The sequence below is a fragment of the Mesorhizobium sp. WSM4837 genome (assembly GCF_055811435.1).
Genome location: NZ_JBVVQE010000045.1, coordinates 40,795 through 56,830, shown reverse-complemented (window position 1 = coordinate 56,830; position 16,036 = coordinate 40,795). Strand labels below are relative to the sequence as shown.

Sequence of the window (16,036 nt, the reverse complement as noted above, 5' to 3'; positions counted from 1 at the left end):
GTGGGGGCGGAGCTCAATGCCGAGATGGAGCACCAGACAGCCAAGGACACCACCACAGGTGCGCAGCAGCCGATGGGTGCGCGAGGTGCCACGGTCGCCGACACGCTGGGCGGATCGGCCGATGCTGCCAACCAGCAGTCGCGTTCGGGCGAGCGCAACACCTAATGCGCAGATCTCGTGAGATCTCCGCGCAACTTCGCTTGGCGCAGATCACTGACATCGGCATTGGCGACGAAGTTGCAAAGACCTTGGGCAATGACAAGTCAGATCAGCGAGCAAATGAATACCTTCAGGCGCAGTCTCCATCCTGCTCAGGTTCGGCGAATGGCAAGCGCCACATTGGCACAGAACGGCGGCACATCAAGTTTCAGCCATGTCGGAATTCGCTTGCCATTCCCCCGTTTGCCTGCCGGCCGCGGTATCCCAGGCGATGACCCGATAGGTCCCGCGAGCCAACCCGGGCAACTCCAAGGCGGCCGGAACCGGCGCAGCATACCGTTTCGCCCGATCGTGTCGCGGCGAAGCAGCCAGACCTGGATGAGCACATGCGGGGTGCGGTTTGGCCACCGCATGCCGCCACCGGCGCCGCCGCTGCCAGGTGAGCCCATTGCAAATGGCGGAAATATTCTGTCGGCAGTTCCGGCGACGTGCAGATCGTCAATTTCGATTGGCAGAGACGGGATTTTGGCACAACGCTGTTGGAAAAAAGGTCGTGGCCGTGCAAAGTGACGCAAGGTTGACTGAACTCTCAGCAAGACGGCCTGTGTTGCCCATGGCTCTGCCGCTCCGTGACGCGGGCTCGTCCTACTCCTGACATCGCGCAGCCGCTTCCAGCGTTGTCGGTGTCGAGCAAAGTGCATGACTGAGACTGAGGCTCCCACGCAAAGCACAGGCGACCAAGATGACATCAGATTCAGACAAGGCTGAGGCAGTTGAGCAATTGCTCGATACACCGGACCTTGCCACCGCGCTGGAAAGCGAGCAGTTCAAAAAATTTCTTGACCAGGTGCCGATCGCTATCGCCGTGTCGGACTTAGGCGCGAAGGAGCGCGTCGTCTATGCTAATCCAGAATTCGAAAAAGTGTCAGGCCTGAAGGCAGCCGAGCTTACCCGGCAAAACTGGGGAGCACTTTCCGGCATTGGCATCCACCAGCAGAAGGGCCGGCCTCTGCCCGAGGCCTTGGTCGAGGAAACCGATTTCGTCGGCACTTTCCGGCTGGAGCCCGTCGGGGCCAACCCGGCTCTTGTCGACGTTTATTCAAACATCATCGTGGACGATAACGGCACGAACTGCTTCCGACTGGTGGCTCTGGTCGACGTCTCATCCCATGGCGAATCTGAAGAAGCGCGCTTGGTGGAGGAGCGCGTCCGTGAGAAGGACACCCTGTTGCGCGAACTGCAGCACCGGGTGAAGAACAACTTACAGATGATCACCGCATTGATCCGTCTAGAAACCCGTAACGCGACCGAGCCCGACCAGAAAAGATTTGAGAGGCTCGCCGGCCGCGTCGACGCTCTGGCGATCCTCTACCAGACGCTATCGGCAGACGAGCAGAAGGATGAGGTCGATCTCGGCGTTTATCTTAGCCAGATCGCCTCCGCGGTGATGGGGTCGCATGCAGTTGAGGGGATCCGCCTCGACATGAAGGTGGATACCTATCCGGTATCGATCAACGTCGCCATGCCAACGGGACTGGTCGTGAACGAATTGCTCACAAATGCACTCAAGCATGCATTCCAAGGGCGTGAAGGCGGGACGATAAAGCTGCACAGCATCGCCGATGGCGACGGCTGCCTGGTGATAGTTGCGGACGACGGTATCGGCCTGCCGGAAGGGGAGACATGGCCCAAGCCCGGCAAGCTCGGCGCGCTGATCGCGCGCTCGCTGACAGAGAACGCCAAGGCAAAGTTCAACGTCGCCTCGAGCGCCAGCGAAGGGACGAAGGTCACCATCGTCTTCACGCGATCGGCGGCAGCAAGCTGACAATTGCCAAGGGGCGGATGCTGCATGCTCCCGGCCTTTCCACCGCGGCCCCGGGGCGCTGTGCTTGGCACATTCACGTCGCCGTTCTTCAGGTATGCCGTACCCGGCTCGCGGCAAGAACGCCGCGTCGATCCCGCCGTTAGCACCTATGCTATCTTAGTGGGTCTGGCTAAAGCTGAGACTCAACCGGAAGGTGGCGGACCAAGGCCGCCAGAACCCGGCGAAAAATTCCGGCCTCTGGTTCGTGTGTGTATTCTTGGAGTTTGCCTTCTTCGCATCCATGCCAGTGCAGCACATTGTTCTTTAGTTCCAGCCGATAGCTGGTTTCTAGTGATATCTCCGCTTGAAAAAAGCGCCGAAGTTCACTGACTAATTCGGCATCCTCAAAGAGCACGCCCATCTCCGAGTTCAAAGACACTGACCGGGGATCAAAATTGAAGGAACCGACGAACCCAGCCCTGTCGTCAACCGTGAACGATTTGGTGTGCAGACTGGCACCCTTGGAGCCAAACACCGAAATTCCCTGACCGCGAGTGAAGGGCTGGAGCTCGAACAGTCTTACGCCATTCCTCAGCAATCGCTTGCGATAGTTTGCATAAGCCCCATGAACCGCGGCGACGTCTGTAGCGGCCAAGGAATTGGTCAAAACGGAAACGTCAACCCCATTGCTGACGAGGTCCATCAGGACCGCGGAGCCCCTTTTGCCAGGGATGAAATAGGGAGATACAATTTCCAGATTGTTGCGCGCCGACTTTATGAGGGGAAGCAACTCCTTGGTAAGCCAGCTGCGACGTCTCCAACCTCTCACCTTCTCTGGAGGATCGGAAATCACCCGAACTCGATCCACCCAATGCACGTCGTTGCTGGCCGCGATGAACTCTGCGATGGACCCTCGGTCACCGATCCCGTTCAAAAGCATTGATTCGGTTTCGAGATCGCTTCCCGAAAACAAATCGGAATGCTCGTTCTCCGCGGCTGGACCCAGGACACTGATTGATTTCGCGTCCCCGCAAGCCCAGAATGCCTCAAATATTTCGGCGGTTTGCTGCACGGCAGGACCGAGGAGCAGCACGTCTAAGTCGCGAAAATTGGTTTCTGCTGCGTCGAAATAGGCGTCGCCAACGTTGCGCCCGCCTACGATAGCAACGTTGTCGTCAGCGATCCATGCCTTGTTGTGCATCCTCCGGGTCAACGCAAATAGTCGCAATACAATTTCCACAGCGCGCATGACGCTGCGTTGCCTGACGCCGCTCGGATTAAACAACTTCAACTCGATGTTTGGATGATTGCTCAAGGCCAGATAGGCCGCATCGTTCTTTCGCGGATTGGCGTCATCAAGGAGCATGCGAACTCGCACACCGCGCTCAGCGGCCCGGAAAACTTCCTGCAAGAGCAAGCGGCCAGTGTGGTCATCGTGCCAAAGGTAGTACATGAGATCGAGACTGCGAACGGCACTCCTTGCCGCCAGAACGCGCCCGGCGAAGGCGTCATAATTGTCCGGGACCAGCAGCAAGCCGCTCTTGCCTGCTTTGATGTTGTCGTGTGCAATCCGCGCAATGGATACTTCCATAAAATTTTCTACCCTTCAGCGATAGAAACCCGGCCTCGCTCAAAATCGTAGCAAGAACCCTTCAAAGGTAATCTGGTTGCAAATGCAGCTGTCGAATCCCCTGGAGATTTAATCGTGCCATGATCGGTAGATGATCGGAGGCGATCCGAGATAGCGATGTATGGTGCACTTCGAGGCTGGAAATCAGACTTGGTGGTTTGGCCACGATCCGATCGAGCGCAAGCAAAGGGAATCGCGAAGGGAAACTGGACAGCACGGTGTGAATTGGACCAAAATGCGGCAGTAGCGCCAGCAACGAGGATCTGCTGTGCACCCGCCATTCGTTGAGATCGCCAAGCAAAATGGTTGGCCTTAGGACCGAACGCGTCGCCTCAAGCAGTGCGTTGGCTTGCTTGGTGCGCGACCGCCGGAGTGCCGAACCGATCGTCCTATATGCCCGAGGCGGCACGTCGACGGGCCGGATCAACCCGTGCGAACTCCGTCAGCGCTAGTGGGATCGATCTTCGTCAACCGCGATCTGGCCTCAATTACGCGCTGTTGCGCAGCCCGTATCCTGCTGCACAGCGCGATATTGATGCCGACACCGCAGTCATCATCCAGCATCTCGTTCGCACGCTCAAGGGAGCGCTCGGCCCGATTAAGCCGCTGTCGGGCTCGCGCCAGTTCCATATCTAAAAGTTCCATTATTCCGAATCCATTGCGGTCCCTTCGATTGGTAAACCGCTTGTGGTCGCCGTTGGTTCCGGCTGTTCGCGAGCGTGCAGCCCAGACGTAGATGTGGTTGGCAAAGTTCTGGAGCGAGAGTGGTGGCGCCGGTGGCCTGAAGGGCGCGACGAATGAAACGCCGGCCCAGTTCAACCCGCGCGACGTCCTTCAAAGCTGGGGGGATCGATCTTCACCAAGCGGTCTGCGGCCTCGACCGCAGTTCGTATCCTGTTGCGCAGCGCGAGGTTCTCGGCCAGCATTTCTTCAGTACGTTGAAGCGCGAGCTCGGTCCGGTGGATGCGCTGCCTGGCATTGGCAACTTCCGATGTCAAAATGTCGACCACCGTCCCGTGGCCCTGGGGTTCCAAAGTGTCCATGGATTTCTAACACATGGGGGCCGATATCGTTCCCTGATCAGTGACAAGTGCACTTCGGCCTGCTTCGCCGGCCGCTGCCGATTGCGGTGCGATCGGCAACGACGTCCTGCAGAAGAGCCGGACATTTCACATCCCCTTAATGTTGGGACAGCGCCCCTTCGCAACCGGCGAGCAGCATCGCGACTAGTTCCCAGTTAATCCGGCAGATCATCGATCGTCTGCCGACATATCCGCGCCATTGCCTGGACAACCGCCAAGGCTGCCATTGTGCGTTTGGTCCTGCCTCCGTTGCGATAGTTGCCGTTCCGCTTGCCTTCAGGTGCGCCACCGCCCCCACCGTGCATGCGACAGACTGCGCTGCCCCTCACCGCTGGCGATCGACACTGGCATCCTGTCCGCTTCGACCGAGCATGACACCGAGGCGCTAGGTTCATGAGGTTGACGTTATTTTTTTCCGTCACCCTGCCCCCCATGCGAGACGTTGCCGACAATAGCTTGGCCGCCTTCGTTCACCGTGACGTGCTTCACCGTGACGTGCTGCTGGCCGCCCGTGCGGTTCTTTAGGGCTTCCACCTGGGCCGCGAACGTCCTGGTGAGCTTGTTGAAAGCACGTTCGGCGCTGTCTTGCTGCGGGATAGTTTCGCAGTGAGCAAGGCGGCGGGCGAACGTCATGTCGCCATGTGCACCGCAGCCATCTGGGATGCCAGCATAGCTTCGATCTGATCCTGCGGTTCAATGCCTTTCACGATCGAGGCGACAAAGGCCGTGCCCTTATCGTCTGGCGTTTTGCCGTGGCTGCCGACATTCACCAGCTGGCGCAGGAGGCCATTGATGAAATCTTCGTCCGATGATCCGAAGGCTTTCTGGGCTGCCGTATGGTCGATAGTGACGGTGCTTCCGTCGATCTTTAAGAGGCGCGACGGGTTCGATTGGTGCGCGTGATCGGGCGCGGCGAGGACTTTTGTTTTTGCCGTCATGGATTAGGCCGCCAATATTTCACGAATGCAATTCGCGGCATCGGAAGGCCAATCGATTTCATGCTGCACCATTGGTTTCGGGTTGACGGTAATTCCGGATTCGGCCGAAAACCTCGTCGGCAAACGCCCGAAGTTCCTGGTCAATGACCTCGTCGGCCAGGCCAGCGGACACCATTTGCGTCCGCATGCCCGCGATGACTTGTTTACAATATTGGTTTCCGCCCTTTCCGGTTCGATCTGACAGCACTTCGACGGTCCGACGGATCTTCCCGACGCGTCGAACGGTCGGAAAAGGCAGAACGGTGCACACCGCATCGTCGATAGCATGAGGGCTCAGCCCGCGCATCGGTATCCCTCCAAGATATGTATAGGACTTCGGACTTTTCTGCTTCGTCGGCCATGCGGACCTTGAGGATGTGTGAAGCTTGACCGTAGTTGCAAAAAGTTAAACTTCAACTGGGCGCTGCATTCAAAACCCTCGTCCGTCCCATCTCGGTATGATCAGGCTGCGTCGATAGCCGGCGCCGGGCCGATGCCGAGATAGGGGTCGCCGATCAGCTTGTCCGGGGCCAGGTCTCGTCGGGTGCATAGGCCCCCAGAACTTCGCTGCCGTGATCGGCCAACCTCCAAATCCTAAGACTCAAAGCGAAGCGCTACTCTGTGACGTGAGGCTTATACTCTACCCAACCGGAGCGGTTCATCCAAAACCCGTTTCGGGCGCAGACGCCGAGATCGAACAAATGCCTTTAGTCCGTCGGCATCCAACGCATGCCCGAAGGCATAACCCTGCAATATGTCGCAGCCCAAGCTCTTGAGTGTCTGTGCGTGCTCCATCGTCTCGACACCCTCGGCTACGACCTCGATACCCAGGGATTTGCCGATTTCAATGATCGATGAGACGACCTGCCTTCGTTGCGGCGATTTGACAATAGGAATGACCAATTGGCGATCTATCTTCAACCGGCGAGGCTGCAGCTTGAGCAAGCTGACTATAGAGGCGTAGCCCGTGCCAAAATCGTCTATTTCTATGTCAATGCCGAGCTCTTTTATCTGCTCAAGATTCCAGGTAACAAAATCATCATTTTCGTCAAGGAAAATTGACTCAACGAGCTCGAAGGCAACTGTTCCCTTCTTGATATTTAGTTCCCTAAGACTCTTTATGAGTTCCTCATCCTGAAGGCGGCGTGCCGAAACATTGACTGACACCCGCGGAATATGGAGATTCGCAGCAGACCACCCTTCGAGATCCAAAAGCGATTGCTCTAATATGTTTCGATCGATGATCGAGACGACATTCAATTCTTCCGCAATCCTTAGGAAGACGTCGGGCGCCAAAATGCCCTTCTCCGGATGCCGCCATCGCGCCAGCGCCTCAACCCCAACAATTTCAAGGGTTTTTGCGTCAAATTGCGGCTGGTAGAAGGGAATGAACTCGTTGCGCTCAAGGCCGCCGAGAATTTCGTCGGCAATCCGTTTTGTCTCGACGATCTCGCTTTGCATCGCCTCGGTGAAGAACTCGTATCGATTGCGCCCACGACTCTTTGCCCGGTAAAGCGCGATGTCAGCGTTGACCAGCAGGTGTTTGGCTTCGACATCTTTTCCGTTATCGACTGCAATTCCCACGCTCACGCCAAAACGGCATCGATGGCCCTGATAGTAGACCGGTTCCCGCATCTGGCTGATGACGCGGTCAGCGAGCAGCGCCAGTTGCTCGATATCGTCATGCACCGCGCACAGGACGATGAATTCGTCTCCTCCGATCCGAGCGACGAATCCCTCGCCATCGACCTTGGATCGGAGCACGGTCGAGGCGTGAACAAGCATTGCGTCGCCTGCGGCGTGGCCAAGCGTATCGTTAATGTGCTTGAACCGATCGAGATCTATGTGGAGCAGTGCGGCATACCCGCCGGTCCGCCTGGCGTTTGCCGCGTAGTCTTCCAGCACCCGGTCGAGGTAACGCCGGTTGGGCAAACCGGTCAGCGAATCGTGGAGCGCAATGTGCTCTATGCGCGCCTTGGCCGACTCGAGTTCTGCATTTTTCGACTCGGAAAGCTGTTTTGCGCGAACTAGGTCCTTGTTCAACAGGACATCGGCTGTCACATCCCATTCGGCGCCAATCATTTTTGGGGTGTCGTCTGCGGCCCGGTAAATTATCGCCTTGGATCGGACATGACGTATCTCGCCATCCGGCCGAATAATCCGGTATTCCGACAAATATGGCCCGCCGTCGGCCATCGCGCGGTCGAAATCGGCGTTGGCGCCAGCCAAATCATCCGGGTGGATTGCTCCCGCCCAGTCCAGGTAGCCGCGGCCCTCCCCAGCTGGTTTGCCGTATATTTCATTGACGCGGTCGTCCCACGTCAGTTCGTTGGTCGCGAGATCGTGTTCCCAAACGCCAATAGCCGACGCTTCCAGAGCGAGTTCCAGGCGTCTCGACAATCGACTCAGTTCCGCATAGTTGCGCTGTCTCTCGCCAATCAGGCGACCGGTCACCAGGAATGGGATCACAACCAACGCCCCGGCCACCGCCATGATGGCGCGCAAGAACCACGCGTGGTCGGGCGTCGAAGGCCAGCCGTTTTTGGGAATGGCTGCGATCCGCCACGAACCGGACGGGAGCAGGACGTCGGCTGTCACCGGATTGCTCTTTGCGACGCGCTCATTGCCGAAGAATTGCTCTCCGGTTGGACCGAGAGCGTCCTTACCGATCAGCGCTATGTCAATCCCGAGATCATCGTCAAGCAGGCCGCTCGCCTTATAAAGGCGCTGAACGTCTACAACGGCCGAAATGATGCCCCAGAACCTTTCGGTGTTGCCCGCACTGCGTACAAAGACCGGAATACGGCCGACGAAGCCTTGCCCTCCCTGCCTCAAGTCGACGGGACCGGCAAGAATTAGCTCGCGCTTGTCTCGCGCCCTTAGCGCGGCCAGACGCTGCCGCTCGTCCTTGCGGTAATCGAGGCCTATCGCCTTGTCGTTGCCATTCATCGGGTACATCAGAGAAATGACCAGATCGGGCGCGCCAGCAATATTCTTTAATTGCGAGCCCCTGCCAAACAGGTTGCTCGCCAGCGAGGCGAAGCGTTGTTGTCCCATATAGGGCTCAGTCACGACCGCCGCGACCAGTCCCTGCACCAGTTGAAGGTTTCCGTTGATGTTGCCTTCAAGCTTGGCGCGGATAAGATTGACCTTGGCTAGGACATCCGCTCGGGCGGCTTGATCCGAGACGACTTTGTTCTGGTGGTCCGCGAACGCTGCGCCAACGGCAATAACGATCACCGCCATTGCCGCCGGGATATTTGCCGACGAGAAAACGGCCTTCTTGATACCGCCGAACCTAGCGCGGAAAGGAGCCAATAGGCGATTCCTCAGATACTATTCAGGTTCTGGGCCAACCCGACCAAGGTATATTAGCTATCAATGTTTAATTTTGACCTTCACGGGTCCTAAAAAATTTTGCACCCTCCAACCTCCTGAGGTGGCCGGAGTGGCTGACACGGACCTGCGGCTCCGGCTGACGCCTTAAAGCGCGTCGCGGCTGAATGGATTCATGCGACGCGCTTCAAGTTTTGTTTTATGCATGTCGTTACTGCAAAACCGCCGCATACCCTCGGTTCAAGCCCGAGGGCATGCTTTTGCGCGACATGCATTAGTGGCCCTCAATCGCCTTGGCGGTAACCAGGTAGGGTATCTTGCCGACGCTACGTTTCGTCGCGCCAATGGAATAGGCCATTGGGATCTTGGGAGAGTTCTCTGGCAGGCCGTACATATCCTTGCCGGCCCTCACGGCAAATGAAAAGTGCTGCCACGAAACCGTGTCATGCTCATTGAGAAAATCCAGCGTCAGCCCAGCTGAAATCAGCGCGTTCACCACGTCGCTGACCGGATGAATCCACTCATAGTAGCGCGGATGTTTCAAGATGCGGTCGTCGCCGGTATAGGTGAGTTCCTCGTTCCATGCGAGTGGTCGAGCTATTGGCGTTCGCCAGTCATGCTTGAACTCCAGCGCCGCAGCCTTGCGGTCACACTGGAACATCAACGGATGGCCCTCGGCGAGATAGAGCCGGCCGCCGGGCCGCAGGAGATCGGCAACCACCCGCGCCCAACGGAACACGTCGTCAAGCCAGTTTACCGAACCCCAGGTAACGTAAGCGATGTCAAAGGTCCGGCCAAGCGCTTCGACTGCCTCGAACAGTGGCGCCTCCACGAAGCGGACGTCAGTGCCTGCCTTTGCAGCGAAATCCCGCGCCGCTGCGATCGCCGTCGGTGAAAAGTCGAGGCCGGTCACGCTGCCCGCGCCCAGATTCTTCAAGCTGATTGTGTCGAGCCCGATATGGCATTGCAAATGAACGATATCCTTGCCGACAATATCACCGACCTCGCGCGTTTCCAGCTCATAGAGATTGGATCCGCCAGCCAGCACATTTTCTATGTGGTAGCTGCCCGTCGTGTCGGTCGAATGCAGTTCGGCTCGATCATCCCAATTAAGGCGGTTCGCGCCCAGAAACGGTTCCAAATTGCCCCCTCAAGTCCCTGCCGAGACCAATATATATGGTAAACAGAACGTTAATATACCTTGCAGCTAAAGTGTCGCGCGTCAATCCGTGGCGGTACGGCGCACCACCGGGGCTGATCGATTGGTGAGCGAATTCGGCAAGCCTCTTCGCGAGGTCGGTCGACGGGCAGCGCCGGAAGAAATTTGTTGTCGTGCGAAACGTCCGCGCAGCTACGACTGAAACTCCGGCTGTGCCTGCATTGTCCGGAGATCGATTGGCATGGATATGTGTTCGTGCGTGATCATCCAGCGGTCGCTCATCTTCCGCAAACCCGATGTCACCCGCACCCAATAGTCGGCCTTCTCGCCGTTGGTTCTTTTGCTTCTGACGTGGCACAGACCATGGCAGAACGCCACGTCATCTCTGACTGTGACGAGCAGCTCGTGCACCTCGTAATCGATCGGACCGTCAACCGAGGCAAACCACGCCTCAAAATTCTTTCGATAGGCACCGGCGCTCTCGATCCGCAGCGGCGGCCTGATGTCGAATACGACAGTAGCCACGGCATAGTGTGCCATCAGGGCTTCTATGTCCTTGGCCCGCAATGCCTGCACCAGGTCATCCAGGCCTTTGCGGATTTCCATTTCTTCTGCAGTCGGGGTCTGCACGGGCTCTCCTTTCATCGCATGATGAGTGGGCCAGGCCGTTGCTCTCGAAGCGATGCACCTGGTCATCGACCGCGATGTCAGGTCAAAGCTGCTGCCTTACTGCGCGGCTTCGGCGAAGGGGGTCGGCACATAGTTGAGTATAGGGCCGAGCCAGCGCTCGACCTCGGCTAGCGGCATGGCCTTGCGGCGCGCATAGTCCTCGACCTGGTCGCGCTCGACCTTGGCCACGCCGAAGTAATAGCTTTCGGGGTGCGACAGGTAGATACCCGACACGGAGGAGCCCGGCCACATCGCAAAGCTCTCGGTCAGGCTGACGCCGGCGTTGCGCTCGCCGTCGAGCAGGCGAAAAAGCGTCGCTTTCTCGGTGTGGTCGGGCTGCGCCGGATAACCGGGCGCCGGGCGAATACCGCGATAGGGTTCGCCGATCAGCTCGTCCGGCGCCAGATCCTCATCCGGCGCATAGGCCCAGAACTCCTTGCGCACCTTCTCGTGCAGGCGTTCGGCGAAGGCTTCGGCGAAACGGTCGGCCAGCGCCTTGACCATGATCGACGAGTAGTCGTCGTTGGCACGTTCGAAGCGCTCGGCGATCGCCGCTTCCTCGATGCCGGCGGTGACGATGAAGCCGCCGAGATAGTCGGCCTTGCCGCTGTCCAATGGCGCGACGAAATCCGACAGCGCGACGTTCGCCTTGCCGTCGCGCTTGGTCAGCTGCTGGCGCAGCGTGAAGAAGGTAGCCAGTTCCTGTGACCTGGCATCATCGGTGAACAGCCTGATGTCGTCGCCGACGGTATTCGCCGGCCAGAAGCCGATGACGCCCTTTGGCGCGAACCATTTTTCCGCAATGATCTTGGCCAGCATCGCCTGGGCGTCGTCGAAGAGCTGGCGTGCCGCCGGCCCTTGCGCCTCGTCGTCGAGGATTTTGGGATAGCGACCCTTCAGCTCCCAGGTCTGGAAGAACGGCGTCCAGTCGATATAGCGCGCGAGCTCGGCCAGATCCCAGGCTTCGAAGGTTTTCAGGCCGAGGAAGGCCGGTTTTGGCGGCGCGTAGGCCGACCAGTCGATCCGGTGGGCGTTGGCCCGCGCCTTGGCCAGCGGCAGGCGCTGCTTGTCGGCTTCGCTGCGCGCATGCGCATCGGCGACCTTCTTGTATTCGGCGCGAACGTTGTCGACATAACCGCCCCTGGTCTCGTTCGACAAAAGTGCCGACACCACGCCGACCGCGCGGCTGGCATCGGCGACATAGACGGTCTGGCCACTGATATAGCGCGGATGGATCTTTACTGCGGTATGCACGCGGCTGGTCGTAGCACCGCCGATCAACAGCGGAATGTCAAAACCCTCGCGCTCCATCTCGGCGGCCATGTGCGCCATCTCGTCGAGCGAGGGCGTGATCAGGCCGGACAGGCCGATGATGTCGACCTTTAGCTCGCGCGCCGTCTGCAGGATCTTTGCCGCCGGCACCATGACGCCGAGGTCGATGATCTCGTAATTGTTGCAGGCCAGAACCACGCCGACGATGTTCTTGCCGATGTCGTGGACATCGCCCTTCACCGTCGCCATCAGGATCTTGCCGGCGGTCTGGCGCTCGCCGGTGTCGACGCCTTTGGCGGCATTCGCCAGCTTCTCCGCCTCCATGTGCGGCAGCAGGCCGGCGACGGCCTGTTTCATGACGCGGGCGGATTTCACCACTTGCGGCAGGAACATCTTTCCCGCGCCGAACAGGTCGCCGACGACATTCATGCCTGCCATCAGCGGACCTTCGATGACGTGCAGCGGACGCTCGGCGGCGCGCCGCGCCTCGTCCGTGTCCTGGTCGATGAATTCGGTGATGCCGTTGACCAGTGCGTGCGAAATGCGCTGCTCGACCGGCCAGTCGCGCCAGGCGAGATCGCGTTCCTGCGCTTCCTTGCCCGCCGTGCCCCTAAAACGTTCGGCGAGTTCCAGCAGGCGTTCGGTCGCGCTGCCGCCGCCCTTCGGCTGGCGGTTGTTGACGACGTCCTCGCAGGCTTCGCGCAGTTCCGGATCGATGGTGTCATAGACGGCAAGCTGTCCGGCGTTGACGATGCCCATGTCCATGCCGGCCTGGATGGCATGGTAGAGGAACACGGCATGCATGGCCTCGCGCACCGGCTCGTTGCCGCGAAACGAGAAGGAGAGGTTCGACACGCCGCCCGATATGTGGACATGGGGAAGCGTCGCGGTGATCTGCCTGGCGGCTTCGATGAAGTCGACGCCGTAATTGTTGTGCTCATCGATGCCGGTGGCGATGGCAAAGATGTTCGGGTCGAAAACGATGTCCTCGGGCGGGAATCCGGCCTGCTCGGTCAACAGTCTGTAGGCGCGGGTGCAGATTTCGACCTTGCGCGCCTGGGTGTCGGCCTGGCCGTCCTCATCGAAGGCCATGACGACCACCGCCGCGCCATACGCGCGGACGAGCTTCGCATGGTGCAGAAAAGCCTCCTCGCCCTCCTTCATCGAGATGGAATTGACCAGCGGCTTGCCCTGCACGCATTTCAGGCCGGCTTCGATGATCTCCCATTTGGAGCTGTCGATCATCACGGGTACACGGGCGATGTCCGGCTCGGCGGCGATCAGGTTGAGATAACAGACCATTGCCTGCTTCGAATCGATCAGGCCTTCGTCCATGTTGATGTCGATGATCTGCGCGCCGTTGGCGACCTGGTCGCGGGCGATTTCGAGCGCCGCGGCATAGTCGCCCGCGGTGATCAGCTTCCTGAATTTCGCCGAGCCGGTGACATTGGTGCGCTCGCCGACATTGACGAACGGAATCTCGTCGGTCAGCGTGAACGGCTCGAGCCCCGAAAGGCGCATCTGCGGCTCGATGTCGGGAACAGCGCGCGGCGGATATTTCTTCACGGCCTGTGCGATGGCGCGGATGTGGTCGGGTGTCGAGCCGCAGCAGCCACCGACGATATTGACCAGGCCGTCGCGGGCGAAATCCTCGATCTGCGCGGCCATGAACTCCGGGCTTTCGTCATATTGGCCGAATTCGTTGGGCAGACCGGCATTCGGATAGGCGCACACAAAGGTGTCGGCGACGCCGGATATTTCGTCCAGATGCGCGCGCATGGCTTTGGCGCCCAGCGCGCAATTGAGGCCTATCGTGAACGGGTTGGCGTGGCGGACCGAATGCCAGAAAGCCGTCGGCGTCTGGCCCGACAGCGTGCGGCCCGACAGGTCGGTGATCGTGCCGGAAATCATCACCGGCAGATGCACGCCCTTCTCGATGAAGATCTCGTTGCAGGCGAAGATTGCCGCCTTGGCATTCAGCGTATCAAAAATGGTCTCGATCAGAATGATGTCGGCACCGCCGTCAATGAGACCGCGCAGCTGCTCGCCATAGGCAAGGCGCAATTCGTCGAATGTCACGGCGCGGTAGCCGGGATTGTTGACGTCGGGCGACATCGAGGCGGTGCGGTTGGTCGGCCCCAGCGCACCGGCGACGAAACGACGCTTGCCGTCCTCCTGCTCGGCCCTTGCCGCTGCCCTGCGCACCAGCCGTGCACCGTCGCGGTTCAGAGCGTAGACCGCGTCCTCCATGCCATAATCCGCTTGGGCGATGGAGGTCGAGGAGAAGGTGTTGGTTTCAAGAATGTCCGCCCCGGCGATGGCGTATTGATAGTGAATCTCCTCGATCGCCTTGGGCTGCGTCAGGATCAGCAGGTCGTTGTTGCCCTGCTGATGGCAGGCGCACTCTGCGAATTTGTCGCCACGGAAATGGTTCTCGTCGAAGCCCAGGCCCTGGATCTGCGTGCCCATGGCGCCATCGAGGATGAGGATGCGTTCGCGCGCCGCCGCCGTCAGCGCAGCAAGCACTTCCGAACCGTCGGGCTTGGCCGCGACGGGGCCGAACAGGTCGTCCAGCGACGATGGGTTTTGCGACATATTTCGTCCTCATGGCGACGGTCGCGCTTAAGCGACATAAAGACATCTTTATGTGAGTATACGGGATTTGTCTGCTGCTGTCACCTGCCGCCGCTGGAGGCGTGCGGGGCAATCGCTTGAGGTTGCCGCTGCCACCTGCGTTTCTTGCGTTGGTGATTGGCGAAAGCCAAAGCGACATCCGATCTCCCCCCTTGCGGGGGAGATGTCCGGCAGGACAGAGGGGGGTGGGACGGATCGCCACTTCGACTTACCCATCCCAACCTGGAACAGCCCGAGGACGTGACTGCGATTGGCTGGGCAGGTCGGCGGGACAGCACCCCCCTCTGCCCTGCCGGGCATCTCCCCCGCAAAGGGGAGATCGCAGCTTCGCAGCTGGTGCTACAACGCCGGCTGCGCTGTCTTCGCCGTTGCCGCCCTGTCGACGTCGGCGAGAGAGGCGCGGCCATCGTCGACCGGGCGATCGCCGATGTGCGTGCCGGCAAGGTCTCCGACGCGGATGTCGCTTCCTTCATGATGTGATAGGCGGGAGCGACTCTCGCGTCAGGAGAAGATCTCCGCCAGTTCATCGACGCCGGTGCCTTCCCTGACCTGCCGCAACTCGACGTAGCTGACCGCGGTGGCGATCGACATTACCATTGATGTTACGCTGGTCACCAACGCGCCCACCACTGCACCCACTATCCCCCTCCAAACAGATCGGTTGCAGTGCCGAGCGCCAACTCGATGGCAATTGCGATAATGATCAGAGTAATGAACAGGCCTAACAGCGCCCAGCGGCTTCCCTTGGTCAGATCGCGGCTGCGCGCCACCGAGCCGAACACGCCGAGCCGCTCCTGTACCAGCGCCGGTACCGCGACCGACCAACGCAGCGCCAACATGATTCCAGGCACGATAAGCAGCACAAAACCGAGGCCCACGCCTAAACCGACCAACAGGGCAATGGCGAACGTCGGCAGGAGAAAGGAAACTGCTTTCGCCATGCAGTCACCGAAAGAAGGCTGCTTGCCATTCAAGTCCTCGATGGTGGCACGCACCAGCGATGCTTGGAGCAACAGCGAAAGGATATAGGAAGCAAGGCCAACGCCCATCGTGACGGCAGTATAGCCGAGTACCAGATTCTGCTCGCCAAAAGTGCTCGGGTCGAAGGGGTCGGCCGGGTGCTGTCTCAACGCCCAGAGTTGAAAAACAAGGGTCGGCAAACCCGAAAACAATGCCGCAAGCCCTAGGCAAAGCACGGCGTTGCGACCGATGACAGCAAAGCTGTCGTTGAAAACTCTGCCGATGCGAAACTTGTCCGGTCGTTCCAGTGTCACTGAAGACATGACGTAACCTGTCCGGTTCAGGCTGTTGCTG

The 16,036-nt window shown here is 59.3% G+C and carries 14 protein-coding genes; 2 read left to right on the top strand and 12 right to left on the bottom strand.

What is annotated here, in order from left to right:
- The first annotated feature begins 901 nt into the window (after positions 1-901).
- Complete coding sequence (locus AC0L3D_RS23850) at positions 902-1,984, top strand: sensor histidine kinase (RefSeq protein WP_128170275.1); 1,083 nt, start codon at positions 902-904, stop codon at positions 1,982-1,984.
- Between the two features lie 169 nt (positions 1,985-2,153).
- Here the strand turns inward: AC0L3D_RS23850 and AC0L3D_RS23845 are convergent, their stop codons facing one another.
- Positions 2,154-3,554, bottom strand: a complete 1,401-nt coding sequence (locus AC0L3D_RS23845) for a phospholipase D family protein (protein ID WP_473645981.1) — start codon at positions 3,552-3,554, stop codon at positions 2,154-2,156.
- Between the two features lie 61 nt (positions 3,555-3,615).
- A complete protein-coding gene (locus AC0L3D_RS23840) occupies positions 3,616-4,002 on the bottom strand; it encodes an endonuclease/exonuclease/phosphatase family protein (RefSeq protein WP_473629782.1) in 387 nt (128 codons plus the stop codon).
- Between AC0L3D_RS23840 and AC0L3D_RS23835 the strand changes: the two genes are divergently transcribed.
- On the top strand, positions 3,987-4,229 hold the full coding sequence (locus AC0L3D_RS23835) for a hypothetical protein (RefSeq protein ID WP_287174308.1): 243 nt from the start codon (positions 3,987-3,989) through the stop codon (positions 4,227-4,229). The genes AC0L3D_RS23840 and AC0L3D_RS23835 overlap by 16 nt on opposite strands.
- A gap of 179 nt (positions 4,230-4,408) precedes the next feature.
- Here AC0L3D_RS23835 and AC0L3D_RS23830 read toward each other — a convergent pair whose 3' ends face one another.
- The 10 genes from AC0L3D_RS23830 to AC0L3D_RS23785 form a co-directional block, all read right to left on the bottom strand.
- On the bottom strand, positions 4,409-4,636 hold the full coding sequence (locus AC0L3D_RS23830; protein WP_473629767.1) for a hypothetical protein: 228 nt from the start codon (positions 4,634-4,636) through the stop codon (positions 4,409-4,411).
- 444 nt (positions 4,637-5,080) lie between these two features.
- Positions 5,081-5,308 (bottom strand): hypothetical protein, encoded by a 228-nt coding sequence (locus AC0L3D_RS23825; protein WP_473629766.1) that lies wholly within the window; start codon positions 5,306-5,308, stop codon positions 5,081-5,083.
- Complete coding sequence (locus tag AC0L3D_RS23820) at positions 5,305-5,613, bottom strand: hypothetical protein (protein WP_128170272.1); 309 nt, start codon at positions 5,611-5,613, stop codon at positions 5,305-5,307. Before AC0L3D_RS23820 ends, AC0L3D_RS23825 begins: the two co-directional genes overlap by 4 nt.
- Positions 5,614-5,671: 58 nt before the next feature.
- Entirely contained in the window at positions 5,672-5,959 is a 288-nt protein-coding gene (locus AC0L3D_RS23815) for a DUF6074 family protein (RefSeq protein ID WP_473645979.1), read from the bottom strand.
- 326 nt (positions 5,960-6,285) lie between these two features.
- Positions 6,286-8,898, bottom strand: coding sequence for a bifunctional diguanylate cyclase/phosphodiesterase (locus AC0L3D_RS23810; protein ID WP_473629781.1), 2,613 nt, complete (start codon positions 8,896-8,898; stop codon positions 6,286-6,288).
- A gap of 364 nt (positions 8,899-9,262) precedes the next feature.
- The gene (locus AC0L3D_RS23805) at positions 9,263-10,129 is read right to left on the bottom strand and encodes a class I SAM-dependent methyltransferase (protein WP_023803186.1); all 867 of its coding nucleotides are present in this window, start codon (positions 10,127-10,129) and stop codon (positions 9,263-9,265) included.
- Positions 10,130-10,339: 210 nt separating this feature from the next.
- Complete coding sequence (locus tag AC0L3D_RS23800) at positions 10,340-10,777, bottom strand: YybH family protein (protein ID WP_473629764.1); 438 nt, start codon at positions 10,775-10,777, stop codon at positions 10,340-10,342.
- Between the two features lie 96 nt (positions 10,778-10,873).
- Positions 10,874-14,683, bottom strand: coding sequence for a methionine synthase (gene metH, locus AC0L3D_RS23795; RefSeq protein WP_473629763.1), 3,810 nt, complete (start codon positions 14,681-14,683; stop codon positions 10,874-10,876).
- 540 nt (positions 14,684-15,223) lie between these two features.
- Positions 15,224-15,361 (bottom strand): hypothetical protein, encoded by a 138-nt coding sequence (locus AC0L3D_RS23790; RefSeq protein WP_473629762.1) that lies wholly within the window; start codon positions 15,359-15,361, stop codon positions 15,224-15,226.
- Entirely contained in the window at positions 15,361-16,005 is a 645-nt protein-coding gene (locus tag AC0L3D_RS23785; protein WP_473629761.1) for a hypothetical protein, read from the bottom strand. The genes AC0L3D_RS23790 and AC0L3D_RS23785 overlap by 1 nt, the downstream gene beginning before the upstream one ends.
- Between the last annotated feature and the right edge of the window lie 31 nt (positions 16,006-16,036).

Bases quoted from the DNA above. Each gene is read 5' to 3' on its own strand.
- AC0L3D_RS23785 (WP_473629761.1), bottom strand. From the start codon at position 16,005: ATGTCTTCAGTGACACTGGAACGACCGGACAAGTTTCGCATCGGCAGA.
- AC0L3D_RS23835 (WP_287174308.1), top strand. From the start codon at position 3,987: ATGCCCGAGGCGGCACGTCGACGGGCCGGATCAACCCGTGCGAACTCC.
- AC0L3D_RS23810 (WP_473629781.1), bottom strand. From the start codon at position 8,898: ATGGCGGTGATCGTTATTGCCGTTGGCGCAGCGTTCGCGGACCACCAG.
- AC0L3D_RS23825 (WP_473629766.1), bottom strand. From the start codon at position 5,308: ATGACGTTCGCCCGCCGCCTTGCTCACTGCGAAACTATCCCGCAGCAA.
- metH (WP_473629763.1), bottom strand. From the start codon at position 14,683: ATGTCGCAAAACCCATCGTCGCTGGACGACCTGTTCGGCCCCGTCGCG.
- AC0L3D_RS23850 (WP_128170275.1), top strand. From the start codon at position 902: ATGACATCAGATTCAGACAAGGCTGAGGCAGTTGAGCAATTGCTCGAT.
- AC0L3D_RS23830 (WP_473629767.1), bottom strand. From the start codon at position 4,636: ATGGACACTTTGGAACCCCAGGGCCACGGGACGGTGGTCGACATTTTG.
- AC0L3D_RS23815 (WP_473645979.1), bottom strand. From the start codon at position 5,959: ATGCGCGGGCTGAGCCCTCATGCTATCGACGATGCGGTGTGCACCGTT.
- AC0L3D_RS23820 (WP_128170272.1), bottom strand. From the start codon at position 5,613: ATGACGGCAAAAACAAAAGTCCTCGCCGCGCCCGATCACGCGCACCAA.
- AC0L3D_RS23845 (WP_473645981.1), bottom strand. From the start codon at position 3,554: ATGGAAGTATCCATTGCGCGGATTGCACACGACAACATCAAAGCAGGC.